This is a genomic window from Streptomyces sp. NPDC006487, from assembly GCF_042870555.1.
Classification (GTDB): Bacteria; Actinomycetota; Actinomycetes; order Streptomycetales; family Streptomycetaceae; genus Streptomyces.
This window is the reverse complement of record NZ_JBIAHN010000005.1, coordinates 1-18,916: the sequence shown is the minus strand read 5'-3', so window position 1 is coordinate 18,916 and position 18,916 is coordinate 1. Positions and strand designations below refer to the sequence as shown.

The window sequence follows — 18,916 nt, the reverse complement described above, 5'->3', positions numbered from 1 at the left end:
GGGCACCCGGCGGGCACCCACTCGAGGCACTCCCTCCCGGATCTCCCGGATCGCGCCGGTGCATGCGGTTTTGCGTCAACTCTCCTCTGGTTTAGGTGAGTTGCTGCCACCCTGACCTATCTTCCATGGGCATACCGGTTCGCCCCAGGAGGTCAGATTGCAGTCCAGGCGCCACTTCGCCTTACCCCGCACGCTTCGCCGGTCCAGACTGCTCACAGCCTTCGGTCTCGGCGCGCTGCTGATCGGCTTCACGCCGTGGCTCGGAGTCGCGAGCCCCACGCCCACCCCGGGGCCGGTCGGCGAGCAGGCGGCGCGGCAGTCGCCGCACCACGGCGTCGCCCCGGCGAACGCCATGGAGCCGACGGCCCCCGTCCTCGACCGGACCGGATGGACGGCCGTCGCGAGCGACGAGGAGACGGCCGGTGAGAACGGCCGCGCCGCGAACGTTCTCGACGGTGACACGGGCACCCTCTGGCACAGCAAGTGGTCGGGGACGGCGGCCCCCTTGCCGCACGGCATCACCATCGACATGCACCGTACGGCGGTCGTCTCGGCGCTCGTCTACACGCCCCGCACCAACGGGGCCAACGGGCGCGTCGGCGAGTACACCCTCAGCGTCAGCGCGGACGGAACGAACTGGCCGGCCCCGGTCGCCAGTGGCACGCTCGCGGACGACGGCAGCGCCAAGACGCTCGGGTTCGCCCCGCAGGGGGCCCGGTTCGTGCGGCTGACGGCGCTCACCGAGGCCGGCGGCCGCGGCCCGTGGACCTCCGCCGCCGAGATCAACCTGCTGGGCGACCCCGGCACCCCGGAGGCCACCGTCGACCTCGACCGGACCGGATGGACGGCCGGGGCGAGCGACGAGGAGACGACCGGTGAGAACGGCCGCGCCGCCAACGTTCTCGACGGTGACACGGGCACCCTCTGGCACAGCAAGTGGTCGGGCACCCCGGCGCCCCTGCCGCACAGCATCACCATCGACATGCACCGAACGGCCGCCGTCTCCGCACTCGTCTACCACCCCCGCACGAACGGACCCAACGGGCGGGCGGGTGCCTACACCGTCACCACCAGCACCGACGGCGCCGCCTTCGGCGCACCGGTGGCGGCCGGCACCTGGCGCGACGACGACACCGTCAAGACCGCCACCTTCACCCGCAGCGCGAACGCCCGGTTCGTCCGGCTGACCGTGACCACCGAGGCCGGCGCCCGCGGCCCGTGGACCTCCGCCGCCGAGATCCGCCTGAGCGGGCCGGCCAGCCCCGCCGTCCACGGATCCTGGGGCCGGATCACCGGTTTCCCCCTGGTCCCCGTGGCCACGGCCGTGCTGCCCGGGGACAAACTGCTGGCCTGGTCCGCGTACGCGGTGGACCGCTTCGGCGGCAGCAACGGCTACACCCAGACCGCGATCCTCGACCTGAAGACGGGCAAGGTCACCCAGCGCCGCATCGACAACACGGGACACGACATGTTCTGCCCCGGCATAGCCATGCTGGCCGACGGCCGCGTGCTGGTCACCGGGGGCAGCAACGCGGAGAAGGCCAGCATCTACGACCCCGCCACCGACGACTGGTCCGCCGCCGGCAACATGAACATCCCCCGCGGCTACCAGTCCATGACGCTGCTCTCCACCGGCGAGGCCTTCGTCCTGGGCGGATCCTGGAGCGGTCCCGCGGGGGACAAGGCGGGTGAGGCCTGGTCCCCGGAGACCGGCACCTGGCGCGGACTCCCGGGCGTCCCCGCCCTCCAGGCGTCCACGGCCGATCCCGCCGGACCCTACCGCGCCGACAACCACATGTGGCTGCACGCCACATCGGGCGGCAAGGTGCTTCAGCTGGGCCCGAGCAAGCAGATGAACTGGATCTCGACCACCGGTGCGGGCAGCATCACCCCTGCCGGCACCAGGGCCGACAGCGCCGACGCCATGACGGGCAACGCCGTCGCCTACGACATCGGCAAACTGCTCACCCTGGGCGGCTCGCCCGCCTACCAGAACACCCCCGCCACGCGCCGCGCCTACACCGTGGGCATCGCGGGCAGCCAGGTCGAGACCGCCCGTACCGGAGACATGGCGTACGCCAGGGCCTTCGCCAACAGCGTGGTCCTGCCCGACGGCAAGGTGATCGTCTTCGGCGGGCAGAGCCATCCGGTGCCGTTCAGCGACGCCACCTCGGTCCTGACCCCCGAACTGTGGGACCCCGCGACCGGCGCCTTCACCCCGCTCGCCACCATGGCCGTGCCGCGCAACTACCACAGCGTGGCCAACCTCCTGCCGGACGGACGGGTCTTCTCCGGCGGCGGAGGCCTCTGCGGCGACTGCGCCACCAACCACGCCGACGGGGCGGTCTTCACACCGCCGTACCTCCTCAACCCGGACGGATCGCCGAAGCCACGCCCCGACATCACGGGAGGCGTCCCCTCCAGGACCCGCCCCGGCACCTCACTGACGCTCACCACCTCCACCCCGGCGGCATCCTTCGTCCTGATGCGCGCCGCGGCCGCGACCCACTCCACCGACAACGACCAACGGCGGGTCCCCCTCGCCTCCACGGCCACGGGAACGGGCGGATACACGGTGTCCATCCCCGCCGACCCGGGCGTGGTCCTGCCGGGGACCTACATGCTCTTCGCCCTCGACGCCCAGGGAGTACCGAGCACGGCCCGGTTCCTCACCGTCTCCTGACCCGCGTACGGCGTCCCGCCGGCCGGTGCCCCACGGCCCGGCCGGCGGGCGCACGCACCGTTCCCCCACGCGTCTCAGCCCGGCGGTGCACCCTGCTTCGGTTCCGGCGTGCGGTCGCGCCGGGGGAGGAGGAGCGGGGTCGTCATGGTCAGGAGGCCGGCGGCCACGAGGGCGGTGCGGGGGTCGGTGAGGGCGGCGAGCAGGCCCCACAGCGCGGTCAGTGCGGCGATGGAGGCCTTGCTGGTGACCGACCAGGCGGACAGCACGCGGGCCACCCGGTCCTGCGGGGTCCGGGCGAGCCGGCGGGTGGCGAACACCGGGTTGAACACGCCCATGCAGGTGATCAGCCCGAACTCGACGGCCATGACCAGTACGAGCCCGCCGGTCCCGGAGTGGACCAAGGCCAGCCAGGGCAGCCAGCACGCCCGCAGCACCCCGGCGGTCAGCATGACCCGGTGCTGTCCGAACCGCTCGACGAGCCGCGGGGCCAGCCGTGAGCCGAGCAGCCCGCCGGCGCAGGGCACGGCGAAGGCGAGTCCGTACTGCCAGGGCGTGAAGCCGAGCGGACCGAGCATGAGGACGGCGAGCAGCGGCGAGGTCGCCATGATCAAGCCGTTGACCAGGATCGTGTTGGCGAAGAGCGGGCGCAGCTCGGCGTCGGCCAGGATGTACCGCCAGCCTTCGAAGAGGTCGCCGAAGCGCAGCCGCGCCGGCGCTCCGGCAGGGGGTGCGGGGCGTGGCTCCTCGCCGCCGATCGCCCGGATCCCCGCCGCCGAGAGCAGGTAGCTCACCGCGTTGCCCACCACCGTCATCACCGGCCCGAACACGGCGACCGCCACCCCGCCGAGCGGGGGCCCGAGCATGGTGGCGGTCCAGGTGGTGGACTCGAACCGGCCGTTCGCGACGAGCAGGTCCTCCGGCCGGACGAGTGCCTTCAGGCAAGCGCCTCCGGCCGCCGTGAAGGCGATGTCCGCCGCGCCGACGAGCACCGAGACAACCAGGAGCTGGGTGATCCCGAGCCCGCCGAGGGCGAAGGCCGCGGGCACGCTCATCAGCGCCGCGAACCGGATCAGGTCCATCCCGATCATCACCGGCCGCTTGCGCCGGAACTCCACCCACGGCCCGAGCGGGAGCGCCACCACCGCGGCGACCGCCGGCCCCGCGGCCGCCAGCGCCGACACCTCGGCGGGCCCGGCGTGCAGCACGAAGATCGCGATCAGGGCGAAGGCGTCGAAGGCGAGCCAGGTGCCGAGCGTGCTGACCGCGTACGCCGCCCAGAGCCACCCGAACTGCCGTCCCAGTGACCGCCTGGTCCTCGTGACCGGCATGATCGCCGCAGCCCCCCGCCCTGTCGTACGCCCGGTGGTGCGAGCGAGCGTACGAACCTACTCGTGTCGCCCGGAGCAATCAAAGCGAGCGGCGGACAGCCGGGTCGAAACCACGCCTCCGGCACGGCTCCGGCCCGGCACCCGCATGGTGCGGGGACGGGCCGGAGTGCCGTGCCGCCGGCTCAGGGAGCGAGCCGGTAGGCGTTCGTGATGGTCTCCCGTACGGTGTTGCCGGCCTTGTCCTTCAGGTCCACCCGGAACGACACGGCCTTGGCCGAGGCCGGGTGCTGCACGGTCGCCGACCGCGCCCCCTCGGCGTCCGTCGCCACCGCGAGGAGCCGCCAGGTCTTGCCCCCGTCGAAGGAGACCCTGACCGTCAATGCGGCGACCTGGCCGTCCTTCGCGGCCGCCCCGCCCAGTACCAGCGGCACCTTCAGCGCGCCGCCCGCCGGCGCGGTCCCGCTCAGGCTCAGCTTCGGAGACAGCCGCACCGTGGACAGCGGCAGCGCCACGGTCTCGTCCGTGGCCGGACGGGCCGAGGTGAACGTCCAGATCGCGCTCACCTTCGTGCTGGTCGAGGTGTCCCCTGCGGAGCGGCTCGCCTCCTTGGTCAGCCGGTACGTCGCCTTGCCGGCCGGCACCTCGGCGCTCAGCCAGCCGTTCGGCGGAGTTTCGACGATGACCTTGCCGCCGGACTCCAGCCGGGTGAAGCCGCCGGTGGTGATGGAATAGCCCTCGTGGCCGGCGCCGTCGTTGAACAGCCCGACATTGAAGTCCACGTAGTCGCCGGAGCGCGTCGCGCCCTGCTCCTTCCCGGCCTCCAGATCGGGGCCGACCACGCCGGTGTTGAAGTTCAGCGTGTACCGGTGGCCCGCCTTGTACGAACGGAGGTCATGCGTGTAGACGACGCGCGACTCCCCTTGGGAGTCGATCTGCGAGGCGACCCAGGACCAGCGCACACCGCCTTCGGTGTTGACGTACTGGGTGCTCGCCAGCGGCAGGCTCTGCTCGGCGGGGTCCTGTACGCCGGACGTGTAGCCCTTTGCGTCCGTCGGCGTCGCGTAGAGCAGGCCCTTCGCCCCGGTGACCGAGGCGCCGAACCCGAGCTTCACCTCGGCGACGTCCGCCCGGGTGAGCTTGCGGTCGAGCCCGGTGAACCAGGTGCCCGAACGGTTGAAGGCCAGCCGGTGGTCGACGTTCTTGCCCGCCGCCCCCGGTGTCTTCCACAGACCGTTGTACTGCGCCCGCAGCGTGGGCGCGGCCGGGCCCAGGTGCTGGGTGAGGATCTTCGTGGCCCCGTCGGTGGCCCACATGTCGGACACCATCGCGGCCTCGTCGTAGAACCCGGCGTAGGCGCTCACCAGCTTCGCGGACGGATCCGGCGGTGTGACGGCGAACGGCTTGGCCTTGCGGGAGTCGAAGGTGACCGTGGTCCTCCCGGTGAGCTTCAGCACCGGCTGGACGAAGAAGCCCAGGGTGGCGTCGGGACCCCAGACGACGCCCTCCAGCAGGTAGTCGCCCTTGGGCAGCCGCTGGACGACGGTTCCGCTCGGGTCGTACGGGACCTCGAAGCGCCCCTCCACGCCCGTGCCGAGCTTGGTGACCGTGGTGTAGTACGTCGCCGGCTTCGCACCGTTGACGTCCAGGTGCTTCAGGGCGACGTCGTAGGACTCCACCTCACGCTCGACCACGAGACCAGTGCGCACCTGCTGCCCGTCCCCGGAGGCCAGCACGGTTCCGCCGAAGGCGCCGTCGACGGCGCCCTTGCGGGTGTCGGCGGTGACGGTGGTGGTCGCACTGCCCCCGGCGGGGACGGTGAGCTGCGCGTCCTTGACGGTGAACATCCCGGCCGGTGCCGGACGGCCGGACGGGCCGGTGCCGGTCGTGCTCAGCTTCAGCGTGACGGGCTTGGTCCCGTGGTTGCGGTACGTGAGGGACTTGGACACCGGCTTGTCGTCGGCGTGCGGCCACAAGTGCGTACCGAAGGCGAGAGAACCGGGATCGGCGGTGACGACGGCCTTGACGGCCCGGACCAGGTCGGTGCGGCCCGCACCTTGCTGATAGGCGTTGAGCTTCGGGTTGGGCGTGGCCGAGGCGGTCAGCAGGGCCTTGATCCGGGCCGCGCTCCAGTTCGGGTGCTGCTGCTTGACCAGGGCCGCGGCGCCCGCGACGTGCGGGGTGGCCATCGAGGTGCCCGACATGCCGACGTATCCCTCGGGAGGCCCGGGATCGGTGCTCTGCGTGGTCGCGGCGGCGGTGATGTCGACGCCCGGGGCCGTGATATCCGGCTTGGCCAGTCCATCGGCGGTCGGACCACGGCTGGAGAAGTCGGCGAGCTGGTCCTGCTTGTCCACCGCGCCGACCGTCAGGGCCGCGGCAGCGCTGCCGGGCGTGCGCATCGTGCCGGCCTTGTCGCCCTCGTTCCCGGCGGCCACCACGAACAGGGCCTTGCCGGAGAGCCGGGCGACCGCTTCCTCCATGGGGTCGACGCCCGGCTGGTCGGGAGAGCCCAGGCTCATGCTGACCACGGTCGCGCCCTGGTCCACGGCCCACTGCATACCGCTGACGATCTCGGAGTCGGAGCCGAAGCCGTCGTCGCCCAGGACCTTGCCGTCCAGGAGCTGCACATCGGGTGCCACGCCCTTGTAGAGGCCGCCCGACCGCGCGCCCGACCCGGCGATCGTGGAGGCCACGTGCGTACCGTGCCCATAGCGGTCTTTGGAGTCGGGGGAGCTGCTGAAGTTCTTCTGCAGGGTCTCGACGCCCTTGAGGTCCGGGTGGGTCTCGTCGACCCCCGTGTCCAGGACCGCCACCTTGACGCCCTTGCCGGTGTAGCCCGCCTTCCACATGGCGGGCGCGCCTATCTGCGGCACGCTCTTGTCCAGGGCGGCGCTCACCTTGCCGTCCAGCCACAGGTGGGCGACGGGCGGTACGGGCGCGGAGCCCAGCGTGCGGGCGTCCTTCCGGCCGGTGACCGCCGTCCAGAGGGCGGCGGCGTCGGCCTTCCGCGCGTTGAACGCCTCGCCCGCCACCGCGGGCAGTTCGCGGCGGTCGCGGGCGATCGCCGCGAGCGTGTCTCCGGCGGCGCCGAAGGTCTTGGCCCCCGAGGCGTCGCGCCGGTAGCCGGCGATCAGGGGCAGCGTGGTGCGGTGCGCGTCGTCGTATCCGTCCTTCACCAGCTGGGTGACGTCGAACAGCCGCCGGTCGAGCACCCCGTCGGCGACCAGTCGCAGGGCGTCCTGCGGAACGACGTACGTGTGCGCGCCCTCGCGGCGCACCGAGAGGGCCGTCCCCTCACGGCCCGCTCCGCGGATCACCTGCTCGACGCTGCCGTCGCCCTTGACGACGACCCGGTCACCGGTGACCAGGGTCACCGTCGCCGACGGCGTCGCTTCCTTCTTCGCCCGGCCCTTGTCCGGACCCCCCGTGCCGTCCTGTGCGGTGGTGCCCGCGGCCGGCGCCGGAGTGGCGCCGGCGGACACCGTGCCCGCGACCAGTGTGCCCGTCACCGCTGCGGCCAGTGCCGCAGTTCGGGCCTTCCTTGCGAATCCCACCCGTGTTCCCCCGCGTTCGTGTGCATGTCCATGCGTGTGGTGTGGGGTATCACGCCGGACGGGCCCGTTCGGTTCTCCGCCGACGCGGGAAACTTCGACTCGCACACGAACTCGTCCGTGGGCGTCACCAGGCGACGGGGAGCTCCCGCAACCCGTAGACGATGGCGTCCCGTTGGAACACGAGCTGCTCCTCGGGTACGGCCAGCCGCAGACCGGGCAGCTTGCGCAGGACGGTCTCCAGCATGATCTGGAGCTCGACGCGCGCCAGGGTGTGGCCCAGGCACTGGTGCGGACCGTGACCGAAGGCCACGTGCCGGCGCGCGTCCCGGGTCACGTCCAGCTCGTCGGGACAAGGGGAGCCGCCGCCCCGGGCTTCGGCGGTTCCGGTGGATCCGGTCGGTTCGGTGAGGTCCGCGGATCCGAAGAGCTCCGGCTGCCGGTTGGCGGTGGACAGCATGCAGATCACCCCGTCCCCGGCCCGGATCGTCGCTCCGCCGACCGTGACGTCCGCGGTGGCGGCGCGGCCCAGGCCGAGGTGGATGATCGTGAGGTAGCGCAGCAGCTCCTCCACCGCACCTGGAATCAGGGCCGGTTCGGCGCGCAGCCGGGCGGCCTGCCCGGGGTGGCGCAGCAGGGTCAGGACGCTGAGCGCCGCCATGTTGGTGGTGCTCTCGTGGCCCGTGATCAAGAGCATGAAGCCGAGCGAGGCCGTTTCCCGCGCGGTCAGGTCGGGCCGGACGGCGAGCCGGCTGAGGATGTCGTCCCCGGGATCCCGCCGCTTGCGCTCGGCCAGCCCGGCCAGGTAGCCCATCAGCTCGCGGTGGGCCCCGGCGGCCCGTCCGGGGTCGGTGGTGTTGTCGAGCAGGGTCCGGCTGAGCGACTGGAACAGCGCGTGGTCCTCGTACGGGACCCCCAGCATCAGGCAGATGACCAGGGACGGGACGGGCAGCGCGAAGTCCGCGACGAGGTCGGCGGTCCGGCGTCCGCCGGCGGTCATCGCACCGACGGCGGCCTCGACCACGTCCGTGATGGCCGGGCGCAGTTCCCGGACCCTGCGGGTCAGGAAGTCCCTGGCGACCATCTTGCGCAGCCGGGAGTGCTCCGGGTCGTCCATCCGGATGAAACTGGGCTGTGCGGTGGCCAGTTGACGCTGGCCGGGGGAGAGGAAGGGGAATCCGGGGGTGCGTGCGTCGGCGCTGAAGCGGGGGTCGGCGAGGACGGCCCGCACCTCCTGGTGGCCCGTCACGAGCCAGCAGGGGGTGCCGTCGGGCAGCTCGGCGCGACTGACCGGAGCCCCGGCTGCGGCCTGCGTATAGCCAGGCGGCGGGTCGTAGGGGCAGGACCCGTACGGGGCGGGCAGGGCAAGCGTGGGCGCGGTCGGGCTTCCGGGGCCGGAGCCGGAGCTGGTGTCCCTTTCGAAGTCGAAGTCGGAGCGGGTGTCGGCGGAGGCGGATGCCGTTGCACCGGCGGCGGTCGGCGTGGTGGTGACGGTCATGGTGGCGGATCTCATCCGGAGGGGGTTCGGCCGCCGTCGGGCGGGGTGTGGAGGGCGCCGAGCGTGGCGCACATGGTGGCGCACTGCCCGGCGAGGATCAGCAGTTCGATCAGTTGGTCGGGGCGCAGTCCGCCCGCCAGCCGGTCCCATAGCGGCTGCGGCAGCGGCTGACCGGCCGCGAGCGCGTCGGAAGCCTCCAGCAGGGCCAAATCGGGCTCCGGCCAAGGATGTTCGGCAAGGGGCGAGGCCGTCGCCGCCACTTCCCGGGAGTCCAGCCCGGCGTCGGCGGCGACCGCGCTGTGACGGTCGAACACGAAGGACCCGCCGCGCCGGTGCGCGGTGCGCAGGACGACCAGCTCCCGCTGACGACTCGTCAAGGTCCCTTCGTGGGTCAGGACCCGGGCCAGGGAGAGCCAGGCGTGCGCGAGTCCGGGATGGTGGGCCAGGGTGCCGAAGAGGTTCACGCGCCCGGGGCCGTCCTTGGCGGATCCGGCCAGCAGCCCGCGCAGGGCGGGCGTCCACTGCTCGGGCGGCAGCGGGGTGATGCGTACGGGCCGCTCGGGCGGTTCGGTGGTCATCGGGCTCACCACCGGCAGACGACGACGCCGGCGCTGGCGCCGCTCGCGAACCCGAACATGCCCACCAGGTCGCCCGGGTGGAGCCGGTCCGAATTCAGTGCGGTGGCCAGTTGCAGCGGGATGGTGTTGGTCGCGACGTTGCCGTGGGAGGGGAAGGTGGACAGGATCCGCGAGGGATCCACGCCCACCCAGTCGCACGCCACCCGGGTGAAGGGCACGGACGGCTGGTGCACGCAGACGAGATCGAAGTCCTGGACGTCCACCCCGAGTTCGCGCACCGCACCGCGCACCTTGGCCGGCATCCCGTCGAAGGAGGCGACGAGCCGCGCCGAGTCGATCTCCAGGCGGCCCATCCTGCGGTGGTTCGCGTACGGATTGGGCAGCGTCGCGGCTTGCCAGCCCCAGGAGTTGGCGAAGAACCGGCTTCCGAGGATCCCGGCCCGCGCGCTCGCCGCGACCAGGACCGCCGAGCCCATGTCGCCGGTGCTCAGGCTCGGCAGGGCGCTGAGCAACTCGTCCGGGTCCGTGACGCTCCAGCGGCTCTCCCTGGTGCTGACCTCGGCGCTGGTGATCAGCACCCGCCGGTACTGTCCGGTCCGGACGAAGGCGTCGGCCACCTCCAGCGCGTTCAGTACGCCGTTGCAGGCGTTCTTCAGGTCGAACACCGGGCAGTCCAGGCCGAGTTTGGCCGCCACCACATGGGCGGTGGCCGGTTCCTCCATATCGGCGAGGATGCCGGCGTACAGCAGCAGGTCCACCTTCCGGACGGGAGTGCCGCTCTCCTCCAGCAAACTGCGGGCGGCGCGCACCGCCAGGTCGGAGGGCTGCTCCTCGGGCGGCGCCACCGTGCGCTGGTCCAGCCCGTACATGTGCCGGAGCACGCCCCGGGACATCGGGATGCCGGGGCTGCCCGCCCGGAAGCGGTCCTCGACCGCGGAGACGCTCTGGCGCTCCTCCGGTACGTGGACGGTGGCGTGGACGACGGCACTGTGAACGGCCAAGGGTACGAAGCCTTCTGCTGGTGGGGGGAGGGCGGAGGTCAGGGCGCGGTGAGGAGGAGCACCACGTTGTGCCCGCCGAAGCCGAAGGAGTGGCTGACGGCGGCACCGACCCGCTGCTCGCGCACCGTGCCCGTCACGCAGTCGATGTCGTAGGGAGAGCCGGAGCCGCAACCGGAGCCGCGTGCGGCGAGGTTGGCGATCGGTGCCACCCGGGAGTCGCGGATGGTGAGGGCGGTCAGCGCGGCCTCCACGGCGCCGGAGGCACCGAGGCTGTGGCCGAGCACCCCCTTGGGGGCCGTCACGCTGGGGCCGTGCGGCAGGACTCGGGCGATGAGCTCCGCCTCGGTGCGGTCATTGAGCGGGGTGGAGGTTCCGTGGGCGTTGACGTGGTCGACGTCCGCCGAGGACAGCCCGGCCTCGGCGAGCGCCGCACGCAGGGCAGCCTCGGCGTACTCGCCGCCGGGGGACGGCGCCGTCGGATGGTGTGCGTCCGAGGTGAGGCCGGCTCCGGACAGGTGCGCGTAGCCGCGCCGCCCGCGAGCCGCCGCGTCCGCCGGCCGCTCCAGTACGAGCACTGCGGCCCCCTCGGCGATGACGAAGCCGTCCCGGTCCGCCGCGAACGGCCTGGAAGCCAGGGCCGGCTGGTCCACCCGCCCGGACAGGGCGCCCATCCGGGCGAACCCGGTGGTGACCACCGGGGTCACGGCCGCCTCCGCCCCGCCGGCGATCGCGATGTCGCAGGCCCCGGAGAGCAGCAGGTCACGGGCGATGGCCAGGGCGGTGGCCCCGGAGGCGCAGGCCGTCTCGGTGGCCAGGGAGGGCCCGTGAGCGCGGAGGTCCGCGGACACCTCGCCGGCGGCCATGTTGGGGATCAGCATCGGGATGAGGGAGGGCGAGACCAGGTCGGGTCCCCCCTGGTGGTGGCGCAGGGTCTGGGTCTCCAGATGGGGAGCCCCGGCCAGCCCCGAGCCGATCACCACGGCCACCCGGGCCCCGTCCCAGGAAGCGGGGTCGAGTCCGGCGTCGGCCACGGCCTCGCGGGCCGCCAGCACCGCGAGCTGCGTGAACCGGCCCATCCGCCAGGCCTTGCCGCCGCCGATGCGCCCCTGCTCGGGGGTCATGGCGGGGATCCGGCAGGAGAAGCCGACCGGGCAGTCCTTGAGCTCGGGATCGGTGTCCGCCGTGGAGCGGCCCCGGAGCACCCCGGCCCAGGTGTCCTCGCGGCCGATCCCGGCCGGGGTGATCAGCCCCAGGCCGGTGACGGCGACGGTGCGGGGGAGCGGGGAAGCCGTCACAGGGCGTCCTGCGCGGTCCGCTTGGAGTGGAGCACGGCCACGAGCTCGCCGATGGTGGTGCGCCTGGCGGCCTCGTGCTCCTCGACCTTCACGCCGAGCTCCTCCTGGAGGGCGAGGGCCAGTTCGGCGAGGGCGAGCGAGTCGAGGTCGAGGCTCTCCAGGGTGGCGTCGGGCAGGACGCTCTCGGGGGAGACTTCGAACTTCTCGGCGAGCACGGTGGTGAGAACGGTCTGGACAGGGGGCATGGCGGAGCGTCCTTCCGGGACGGGTGGTGAGCGTGAGCCGAAGACGGGCAGGGGCGCGGTGGGCGGCCGGGAGCGGCAGCCCGCGACCGGCGGCCGGTGAAGGTGGTGGGGTGCCGAAGGCTGTGCGGGGGCACGGGGCCCCCGCGGGAACCGAGGCGGTGGGTGCGGGTGGGTGCGGGTGGGGGTGCGGTGGGGAGTGAGCGGAACTCAGGGCGCCGGGTCGATGGTGGGCACCGCACGCTCGAGCCGCGGCCAGAGCACGGCCGCCGACCCCCAGGTGAGGCCGGCCCCGAAGGTGGTGAGCAACACCCTTTCCCCCGGGTGCAGCTCGCCGCGCGAAGCGGCGTCGGCAAGGGCGAGCGGGATGGACGCGGCGCCCGTGTTGCCGACCCGCTCGATATTGGTCACCCGGCGGGGTCCGGGGACGGGCAGCCGCTCCCCGACGGCCTTCACGATGCGGGCGTTGGCCTGGTGGGCGCAGAACCGGTCCACGTCCTCGGGCGACCAGCCCGCGTGTTTCAGTACGGTCTGCGAGGACTGGGTCATCCGGGTCACCGCGTGCTGGAACACCTCGCGCCCCTGCATCCGGAAGTGCCGGTCGCCCGGTCCGTAGGCGTTGGGGGCGGACCGTTCCCGGGCTCCGCCGCCGCGCACCTCGATCAGCTCGTCGCCCGAACCGTCGCTGCCGAGGTCGAAGGCGAGGATGCTGCCCGGTTCCCCGGCGCGGCCCCGGCGCAGGACGACGGCACCCGCGCCGTCGCCGAAGACGATGCCGGCCGAGTGGTCCTCGGGGTCCAGGAGGGTCGAGTACAGGTCGGCCGCGACGAGCAGGACCCGGTCCGCGCAGCCGGACAGCAGGGCTCCGGCGGCGGTGGCGAGCCCGTACAGGAAGCCGCTGCAGGCGGCGTTGACGTCCCAGGCGGCCGCGCCGCCCAGGCCCAGACGGGTGGCCAGTTGCGGGGCCATCGCCGGCATGGGCCGGTCCGGGGTGGAGGTGGCCACGAGCACGGTGTCCACGGGAGCGCCGCCCGCCACGGCCAGGGCGCGGCGCCCGGCCTCGAGGGCGAGTTCCCCGGTGGACACTCCGGGGTCGGCCCGGCGCCGCTCTCGGATCCCGGTGCGGCGGTGCACCCAGGCGTCGTCGATGCCCCATGCCGAGGGGAGTCCGGCGTTGGCGACCACCCGGGGCGGAACGTATCCGGCGATGCCCTCCAGCACCGCCGCGGGCGGGGCGGAACGGGTGGCCGGGGGTGTCAACTGGTCTTCTGAGCAAGGCAAGAGGGAAGTCACGCACGTCTCTCAGGAGGGATCTCGGGGGAGCGGCACGACTGTAGGGCGGGTCAAGATCACGGTGGGCGCGGAGGCGCAGGGGAACGGATGTGCTGAACGCCTGGTTCGGCATCATCGCCGCAGCTCAGCGGCGTTTAGGGAGAAACGTTACGGCCGATGGGCCATCGGGGTATCGCCCCAAAGGCTGAATCGGGTACGGCTGTCCAGGCGTCCGGCTGACGCCCGGGTGCTGCCGGGGTGCCGCCGTCCTCAGGTCCATCAACCGCTTCCACGGTCCGAGGGCAACGGTGGGAACGGGTGGCGCTGTTGAACGTGTTGCACGCGCACCCCTCCCGGGCCGCTCCGTAGCGCGTGAAGCCGGGGGCCGGGGAGGGTTCGGGGCGTGAAGCGGAGCGTGTCCGCCCTCAGTCGACCTGGAGCTCGCCCATCCGGCTCCAGCCGGTCGCGCCCTCGATGGTGGTGCTGACGATCTCCGGCGTCCGGGTGACCAGCGGGCGCATGGTCTCCAGGGCCTTGCGGAAGTGCGCGGAGGTGACGTGCGCCTCGGCGGCGTCGTCCTGGAACGCCTCGACCAGTACGTAGGTGTCCGGCTCTTCCAGGCTGCGGGACCACTCGAACCACAGGTTGCCCGCCTCGCCGCGGGTGGCCTGCGTGAACTCCGCGACCAGCTCGGGCCACTGGTCGACGTACTCGGACTTGACGGGGAATTTGACCACAATGAAGATCATTCGAGCATTGTAGGGGCGACCTCGCCGGGCCCAGGGGGCGTCTTGCCGATCAGGCCGGGCTCGCGGCGGAGGTGAGGGTCGCCGCGAAGTCCTCCTTGCGCATCCGCTGGTCGACGTAGATCAGGGCGACGACCAGCTGCGGGAAGCTGAACTGGAACAGCGAGCTGATGACACCGCCGAGCAGCATGGCGGCGCCGTAGACGAGGAACCCGAGAATCAGCGTGCCGGGCTCCGCTGCGGGACCGTCCGGCCCCGGCAGGGCCGGGAAGAGGCCGAACATGCCGACGAAGCCGAACGGCATCTGGATGGCGTACCCGACGGCCGTCGCCACGACGTACCCGAGCATCGAAATGCCGAACACCCTCCACCAGCCGTCGCGCACCAGCCGCGAAGAGCGGCGCAGGGCCGCGACGGGGCCGAGTCCCTCGCACACCGCGGCGGCGGGAGCGAGGCTGAACCGGGCCATGAGCCAGACCGAGAAGGGGACGCACAGGAGCGAGCCCAGGAGGAGCAGCCCGAAGGCGGCCGGCGGGCCGGAGCCGTCCAGGTCCGTGTTCACGATGACCAGCGGGATGCAGATCGCGTACGGCACGAGCGCCGGTCCGCCCGCGATCAGCGCGGTGAGCAGGACGGCGCCGAGCACCGACGGCAGGCGTGAGCAGCTGCGGCGCCACATCGAGCCGAAGGTCGCGGGACGGCCGAGCACCGCCTCCTGGATCACCGCGGGGCACAGGGCGCCGAACATCGCGGCGCCCGTGGTCATCACGAGGAGCAGGACCACGCCCGCCGGGACGAAGGAAAGGAAGAAGGCCGCCACGTCCGAGCCCTCGGGGCTTTCTCCCGGGGCGAGGTCGAAGACGGCGGCGAACCGGTCGTGGGCGGCTGCGAAGGTGAGGGCGAAGGCGGCGGCCACGAGCAGGATTCCGATGCCCTGCACCGCGGCCATGACGCCGATCAGGGGCTTCCAGTAGCGCCGGAACGTCCCGAAGGCCCCGCCCAGTACCTCGCCCGTGGCGAGCGGGCGCAGCGGTATGACGCCCGGCTGTGGTGCCGGAGGCGGCATCCAGCCACCTCCCCACTGCGGCGGCACGGGCTGACCCGGGTGGTGACCCCACCCGTTGTGGTGCGACATCGGTGTTCCCCCTCGAATGAAGGGACACGGTAACCCGCCCGCGAAAGCCCTGGCCAAGGCCCCTCGGTCCTCAGTGGGCGTCCCCGTCGAGGGGAACCACGAGTCCGATGGTCTCGGCCGCCACGGCGATGGCGTAGTCGAAGAACGCGGCCTCGTCCCGGACGCTGTCGTGGGTACGGCTGAAGACCTGGAACACCAGGAGCCCGATCAGGCTGCTCCACAGCACGATCCCGCGCTCGATGACGTCCGAGAACGGGGCCGGGGGCAGGCCGCCGAAGGCCTCCACGGCGGCCGGCAGCAGCAAGGGCGGCCCGGGTACCGTGCGCCGGGGCGGGGTGAGTTCACCGCCCGCCAGGGCCGCGCCCACGATGCCGGCCAGGACGCCGGGCGTACGCGAGGCCGGCAGGACGGTGTCCTGCGGGGCGTGGTAGCCGGGGACGGGCGATCCGTAGATCAGCGTGAACTCGGCGGGGTGGTCGAAGGACCATTGGCGCAGCGCGCGGGTGACCGCGAGCAGCCGTGCACCCGCGGACGCGTGGAGGGCGGCGGCGTCCTTGTCCGCCCGCTCCATCGCGCCGCCGGACGCGTCGTAGGCATCGATGACCAGCGCGGTCAGCACATCGTCCCGGTGCGGGAAGAGGGCCTGTACCTCGGTGACGGCACGACCGCAGTCGCGCGCGAGGGAATCCAGGGACAGCCCTCCGCCGCCCAGCTCCGCCAGGTGCAGGCGCGCGGTCTTCTTGATCAGCTCTGACAGGATCGCGTCGGCGGATGTCGAGTTCGCTGCGTAATCGTCCATGCCGAAACGGTATCGGTCGGGGCCAACTGCCTTGCGCGCGGCCTCCGCAGGGCGCCGCCCGGGGGCCGGGTCGAGGGCCCGCCCGAGGATCCCGGCAGGTCGCGGCGCCCAAGTGCGCTGATGTCGCCGTACGCGACTCCTCCCCGCGTGCGTGAAGATCGGGCGGGAGCGGCGCGCACGCCTCCGCCAGAACACGCAGGTGGGTACGACCGCAGACGGAGGGCTCCATGGGATCCACGGGCACAGGCTCGGGCTCGGGCTCGGATCCGGGCACGGGCACGGGCACGGACACGGACCGGCCCGGCCGCGTCGAGGCCCACGGCATCGACCACGTCCCCGACCGGGAGCGCCACGGCCGGGCCCGCGAGCTGTTCCCCGTCTGGGCGGCGGCGAACGTGAACTACCTGAGCATGGTGGTCGGCGGCGCCTTGGTCCTCATGGGCCTGAGCCTGGGTCAGGCCATCGCGGTCATCGTGCTGGGCAGCCTGTTCTGGGCGCCGATCGGGCTGCTCGCCGTCTCGGGGCCGGCCTCCGGCACTCCGAGCGAGGTGATCGCACGGGCGATGTACGGCGTCCGCGGCAACCGGGTGAACATCGCCGTCAACGGCTGGCTGCTCTGCATCTGCTACATCGCCCTCAACCTGGCCGCCGCCGCGGTCGCCGCCTTCGTCCTCGTGGAGCAGGCGGGCATCGACACGAACAGCGGGGTAAAGATCGCCGTCGTGGTGGTCATCGCCGCCCTCACCCTGGCCATCGGCGTCTACGGACACGCCACCATGGTGAGGCTCTACCCCCCGATCGCGATCGCCCTCACGGTCACGTTCGCCGTCGTGGCCTGCTACGTGTGCACCCGCCCCGGCCTCGGCCGACAGCCCGCCGAACCACTGACCGGCACCGCCCTGTGGGCCACCCTCGCAGCCGGCCTCACGCTCATCGCCTCGGGCCCGCTCTCCTACACCAACAGCGCGGACTTCTCCCGTTACCTGCCGCGAACGACCTCGCCGAGGGCGGTCGCGGGCTGGACCGCGCTCGGCGGATTCCTGCCCGGAGTCCTCCTCTGCTCGCTGGGCGCCCTGGCCGCGACCGTCGTGGACATGGCCGAACCGCAGGCCGGGCTGGAGAGCATCCTGCCCTCCTGGTTCTCACCCGTGTTCCTATCGGCGATCGTGCTCGGCACGATCGCCAACAACGCCATGACCGCCTACAGCTCCGGCCTCGCCCTCCAGGCCATGGGCGTCCGTGTCCGCCGCTCCGCCGGCGTCCTCGTCGACGGAGCGCTCGGGGTCGCGGTGACCCTGTACGCGCTCCTCGTCTCCAACTTCCTCGACACCGTCGGCAACCTCCTCCAGCTCAGCGTCGTCGTGCTGGGCCCCAGCACGGCCGTCTACGCGACCGACATCCTGCTGCGCCGCTGCCGCTACGACGGCCGCGCGCTCACCGACGAGAGCCCCGGCAGCCCCTTCTGGTACACCGGCGGCGTCAACCGGGCGGGGGCGCTGGCCCTGACGGCGGGCATCGCCGCGGCCGCCCTCTGTGTGGACACCCTCTACACGGGCCCCGTCGCCCGGGCCCTGGACGGCGTGGACCTCTCCCTGCCGGTAGGCATCGCCGTGGCGGCCTCCCTCTACGCGCCCCTGATGCGCCGCTCGCTGCGGAGCCGGGCCACCGTGCCGCCGGCCTGACCCGGGCATCCGGCGCCGGGACGCGCGCACCCGCTACGACGGGGCGTGCAGCTCACCGGTCCGTGCCACGCCTGAGTACCAGCGCGCGCTCGATTTGGGTGTGCGCTTCAAGGTGTCGTAGTCGACGTGGATCGCACCGAACCGCTTGGCGAACCCGTACGACCACTCGAAGTTGTCGAGCAGCGACCAGAGGAAATAGCCGCGGACGTCCACCCCGTCGGTGATCGCCCGGTGCACGGCGTCGAGGTGGGCGTGGATGTAGGCGGCGCGCTGCGGATCGCGCACCGTGCCGTCCGGACCGACCTCGTCCTCGTACGCCGCTCCGTTCTCGCTGATGACGAGCGGCAGTCCGGGGTACCGGGCGGCGGTCCGGGTCAGCAGGTCGTACAGGGCGCTCGGGTCCACCGGCCAGCCCATCGCCGTACGTTCGCCCGGCGCCTGGTGGAAGGCGACCTCGTCCGCGCCGGGCCAGGGGGAGTGTTCGCTGTTTCCGTGGCCGTCGTCCTGCGGCTTCTGGTCACCGGGCGCGACGTGCGAGACGACCGTCGGGGTGTAGTAGTTGACGGCGAGCAGGTCCAGGGGCTGGTGCACCGTGGCGGTGTCACCGTCGCGGACGAAGGACCAGTCGGTCAGGCGCGCGGTGTCCGCGAGGAGGTCCTCGGGGTAGGCGCCTTCCAGCATCGGGCCCAGCCAGATGCGGTTGCCGACGGCGTCGATGCGGCGGGCCGCGTCCCGGTCCTCGGGCGAGGGGGTCAGGGGGCGGACCTCGTGGAGGTTGAGGGAGACGGCGAGCTGGGCGTCTGCGGGCAGTGTGGCGCGCAGGGCCTGGACGGCGAGGCCGTGGCCGAGGTTGAGGTGGTGGGCCGCGCGCAGCGCGGCGACCGGGTCGGTGCGGCCGGGGGCGTGTACGCCGGAGCCGTAGCCGAGGAAGGCACTGCACCAGGGCTCGTTGAGGGTGATCCAGTGCTTGACCCGGTCCCCGAGGGCGTCGGCCACCAGGCCCGCGTACGCGGCGAAGCGCTCGGCGGTCGCCCGCTCCGGCCAGCCGCCCGCGTCCTCCAAGTCCTGGGGGAGGTCCCAGTGGTAGAGGGTGAGGGCGGGTGTGA

General features: G+C 72.8%; 14 protein-coding genes. 2 read left to right on the top strand and 12 right to left on the bottom strand.

The window, feature by feature from the left end:
- The first annotated feature begins 157 nt into the window (after positions 1-157).
- Positions 158-2,683 (top strand): discoidin domain-containing protein, encoded by a 2,526-nt coding sequence (locus tag ACFYM0_RS09560; RefSeq protein ID WP_388498566.1) that lies wholly within the window; start codon positions 158-160, stop codon positions 2,681-2,683.
- A gap of 74 nt (positions 2,684-2,757) precedes the next feature.
- On the opposite strand, the gene ACFYM0_RS09555 is transcribed toward ACFYM0_RS09560, so the two are convergent.
- From ACFYM0_RS09555 to ACFYM0_RS09505, 11 genes are all read right to left on the bottom strand, one after another.
- Positions 2,758-4,011, bottom strand: a complete 1,254-nt coding sequence (locus ACFYM0_RS09555) for an MFS transporter (RefSeq protein ID WP_388498563.1) — start codon at positions 4,009-4,011, stop codon at positions 2,758-2,760.
- 182 nt (positions 4,012-4,193) lie between these two features.
- The gene (locus tag ACFYM0_RS09550; RefSeq protein ID WP_388498561.1) at positions 4,194-7,565 is read right to left on the bottom strand and encodes a S8 family serine peptidase; all 3,372 of its coding nucleotides are present in this window, start codon (positions 7,563-7,565) and stop codon (positions 4,194-4,196) included.
- 124 nt (positions 7,566-7,689) lie between these two features.
- Positions 7,690-9,075 carry a cytochrome P450 gene (locus ACFYM0_RS09545; protein ID WP_388498559.1) on the bottom strand — a complete coding sequence of 462 codons (1,386 nt, stop codon included), beginning with the start codon at positions 9,073-9,075 and terminating at the stop codon, positions 7,690-7,692.
- A complete protein-coding gene (locus ACFYM0_RS09540; protein ID WP_388498556.1) occupies positions 9,072-9,638 on the bottom strand; it encodes a carboxymuconolactone decarboxylase family protein in 567 nt (188 codons plus the stop codon). The genes ACFYM0_RS09545 and ACFYM0_RS09540 overlap by 4 nt, the downstream gene beginning before the upstream one ends.
- Before the next feature lie 5 nt (positions 9,639-9,643).
- Positions 9,644-10,639, bottom strand: coding sequence for a 3-oxoacyl-ACP synthase III family protein (locus tag ACFYM0_RS09535; protein ID WP_388498554.1), 996 nt, complete (start codon positions 10,637-10,639; stop codon positions 9,644-9,646).
- Between the two features lie 38 nt (positions 10,640-10,677).
- Entirely contained in the window at positions 10,678-11,934 is a 1,257-nt protein-coding gene (locus ACFYM0_RS09530; protein WP_388498552.1) for a beta-ketoacyl-[acyl-carrier-protein] synthase family protein, read from the bottom strand.
- Complete coding sequence (locus tag ACFYM0_RS09525; protein WP_388498551.1) at positions 11,931-12,179, bottom strand: phosphopantetheine-binding protein; 249 nt, start codon at positions 12,177-12,179, stop codon at positions 11,931-11,933. Before ACFYM0_RS09525 ends, ACFYM0_RS09530 begins: the two co-directional genes overlap by 4 nt.
- 207 nt (positions 12,180-12,386) lie before the next feature.
- Positions 12,387-13,436, bottom strand: coding sequence for a beta-ketoacyl-ACP synthase 3 (locus ACFYM0_RS09520; RefSeq protein WP_388498548.1), 1,050 nt, complete (start codon positions 13,434-13,436; stop codon positions 12,387-12,389).
- A 437-nt stretch (positions 13,437-13,873) separates the two neighbouring features.
- The gene (locus tag ACFYM0_RS09515) at positions 13,874-14,197 is read right to left on the bottom strand and encodes a putative quinol monooxygenase (protein WP_388498545.1); all 324 of its coding nucleotides are present in this window, start codon (positions 14,195-14,197) and stop codon (positions 13,874-13,876) included.
- 49 nt (positions 14,198-14,246) lie between these two features.
- Positions 14,247-15,260: an oxidoreductase gene (locus tag ACFYM0_RS09510; RefSeq protein WP_388498544.1), complete on the bottom strand. Its 1,014-nt coding sequence runs from the start codon at positions 15,258-15,260 to the stop codon at positions 14,247-14,249.
- Positions 15,261-15,399: 139 nt separating this feature from the next.
- Positions 15,400-16,128: a TetR-like C-terminal domain-containing protein gene (locus ACFYM0_RS09505; RefSeq protein ID WP_388498542.1), complete on the bottom strand. Its 729-nt coding sequence runs from the start codon at positions 16,126-16,128 to the stop codon at positions 15,400-15,402.
- Between the two features lie 227 nt (positions 16,129-16,355).
- Between ACFYM0_RS09505 and ACFYM0_RS09500 the strand changes: the two genes are divergently transcribed.
- Positions 16,356-17,810: a purine-cytosine permease family protein gene (locus ACFYM0_RS09500; RefSeq protein WP_388498539.1), complete on the top strand. Its 1,455-nt coding sequence runs from the start codon at positions 16,356-16,358 to the stop codon at positions 17,808-17,810.
- 33 nt (positions 17,811-17,843) lie between these two features.
- Here ACFYM0_RS09500 and ACFYM0_RS09495 read toward each other — a convergent pair.
- Positions 17,844-18,916: glycoside hydrolase family 1 protein (locus ACFYM0_RS09495; RefSeq protein ID WP_388498537.1), on the bottom strand; the 1,073-nt coding region annotated here is incomplete at its 5' end.

Excerpts from the sequence above, each read along its gene's own strand:
- ACFYM0_RS09555 (WP_388498563.1), bottom strand. The coding sequence starts at position 4,011 with ATGCCGGTCACGAGGACCAGGCGGTCACTGGGACGGCAGTTCGGGTGG.
- ACFYM0_RS09545 (WP_388498559.1), bottom strand. The coding sequence starts at position 9,075 with ATGAGATCCGCCACCATGACCGTCACCACCACGCCGACCGCCGCCGGT.
- ACFYM0_RS09540 (WP_388498556.1), bottom strand. The coding sequence starts at position 9,638 with ATGACCACCGAACCGCCCGAGCGGCCCGTACGCATCACCCCGCTGCCG.
- ACFYM0_RS09525 (WP_388498551.1), bottom strand. The coding sequence starts at position 12,179 with ATGCCCCCTGTCCAGACCGTTCTCACCACCGTGCTCGCCGAGAAGTTC.
- ACFYM0_RS09515 (WP_388498545.1), bottom strand. The coding sequence starts at position 14,197 with ATGATCTTCATTGTGGTCAAATTCCCCGTCAAGTCCGAGTACGTCGAC.
- ACFYM0_RS09510 (WP_388498544.1), bottom strand. The coding sequence starts at position 15,260 with ATGCCGCCTCCGGCACCACAGCCGGGCGTCATACCGCTGCGCCCGCTC.
- ACFYM0_RS09505 (WP_388498542.1), bottom strand. The coding sequence starts at position 16,128 with ATGGACGATTACGCAGCGAACTCGACATCCGCCGACGCGATCCTGTCA.
- ACFYM0_RS09500 (WP_388498539.1), top strand. The coding sequence starts at position 16,356 with ATGGGATCCACGGGCACAGGCTCGGGCTCGGGCTCGGATCCGGGCACG.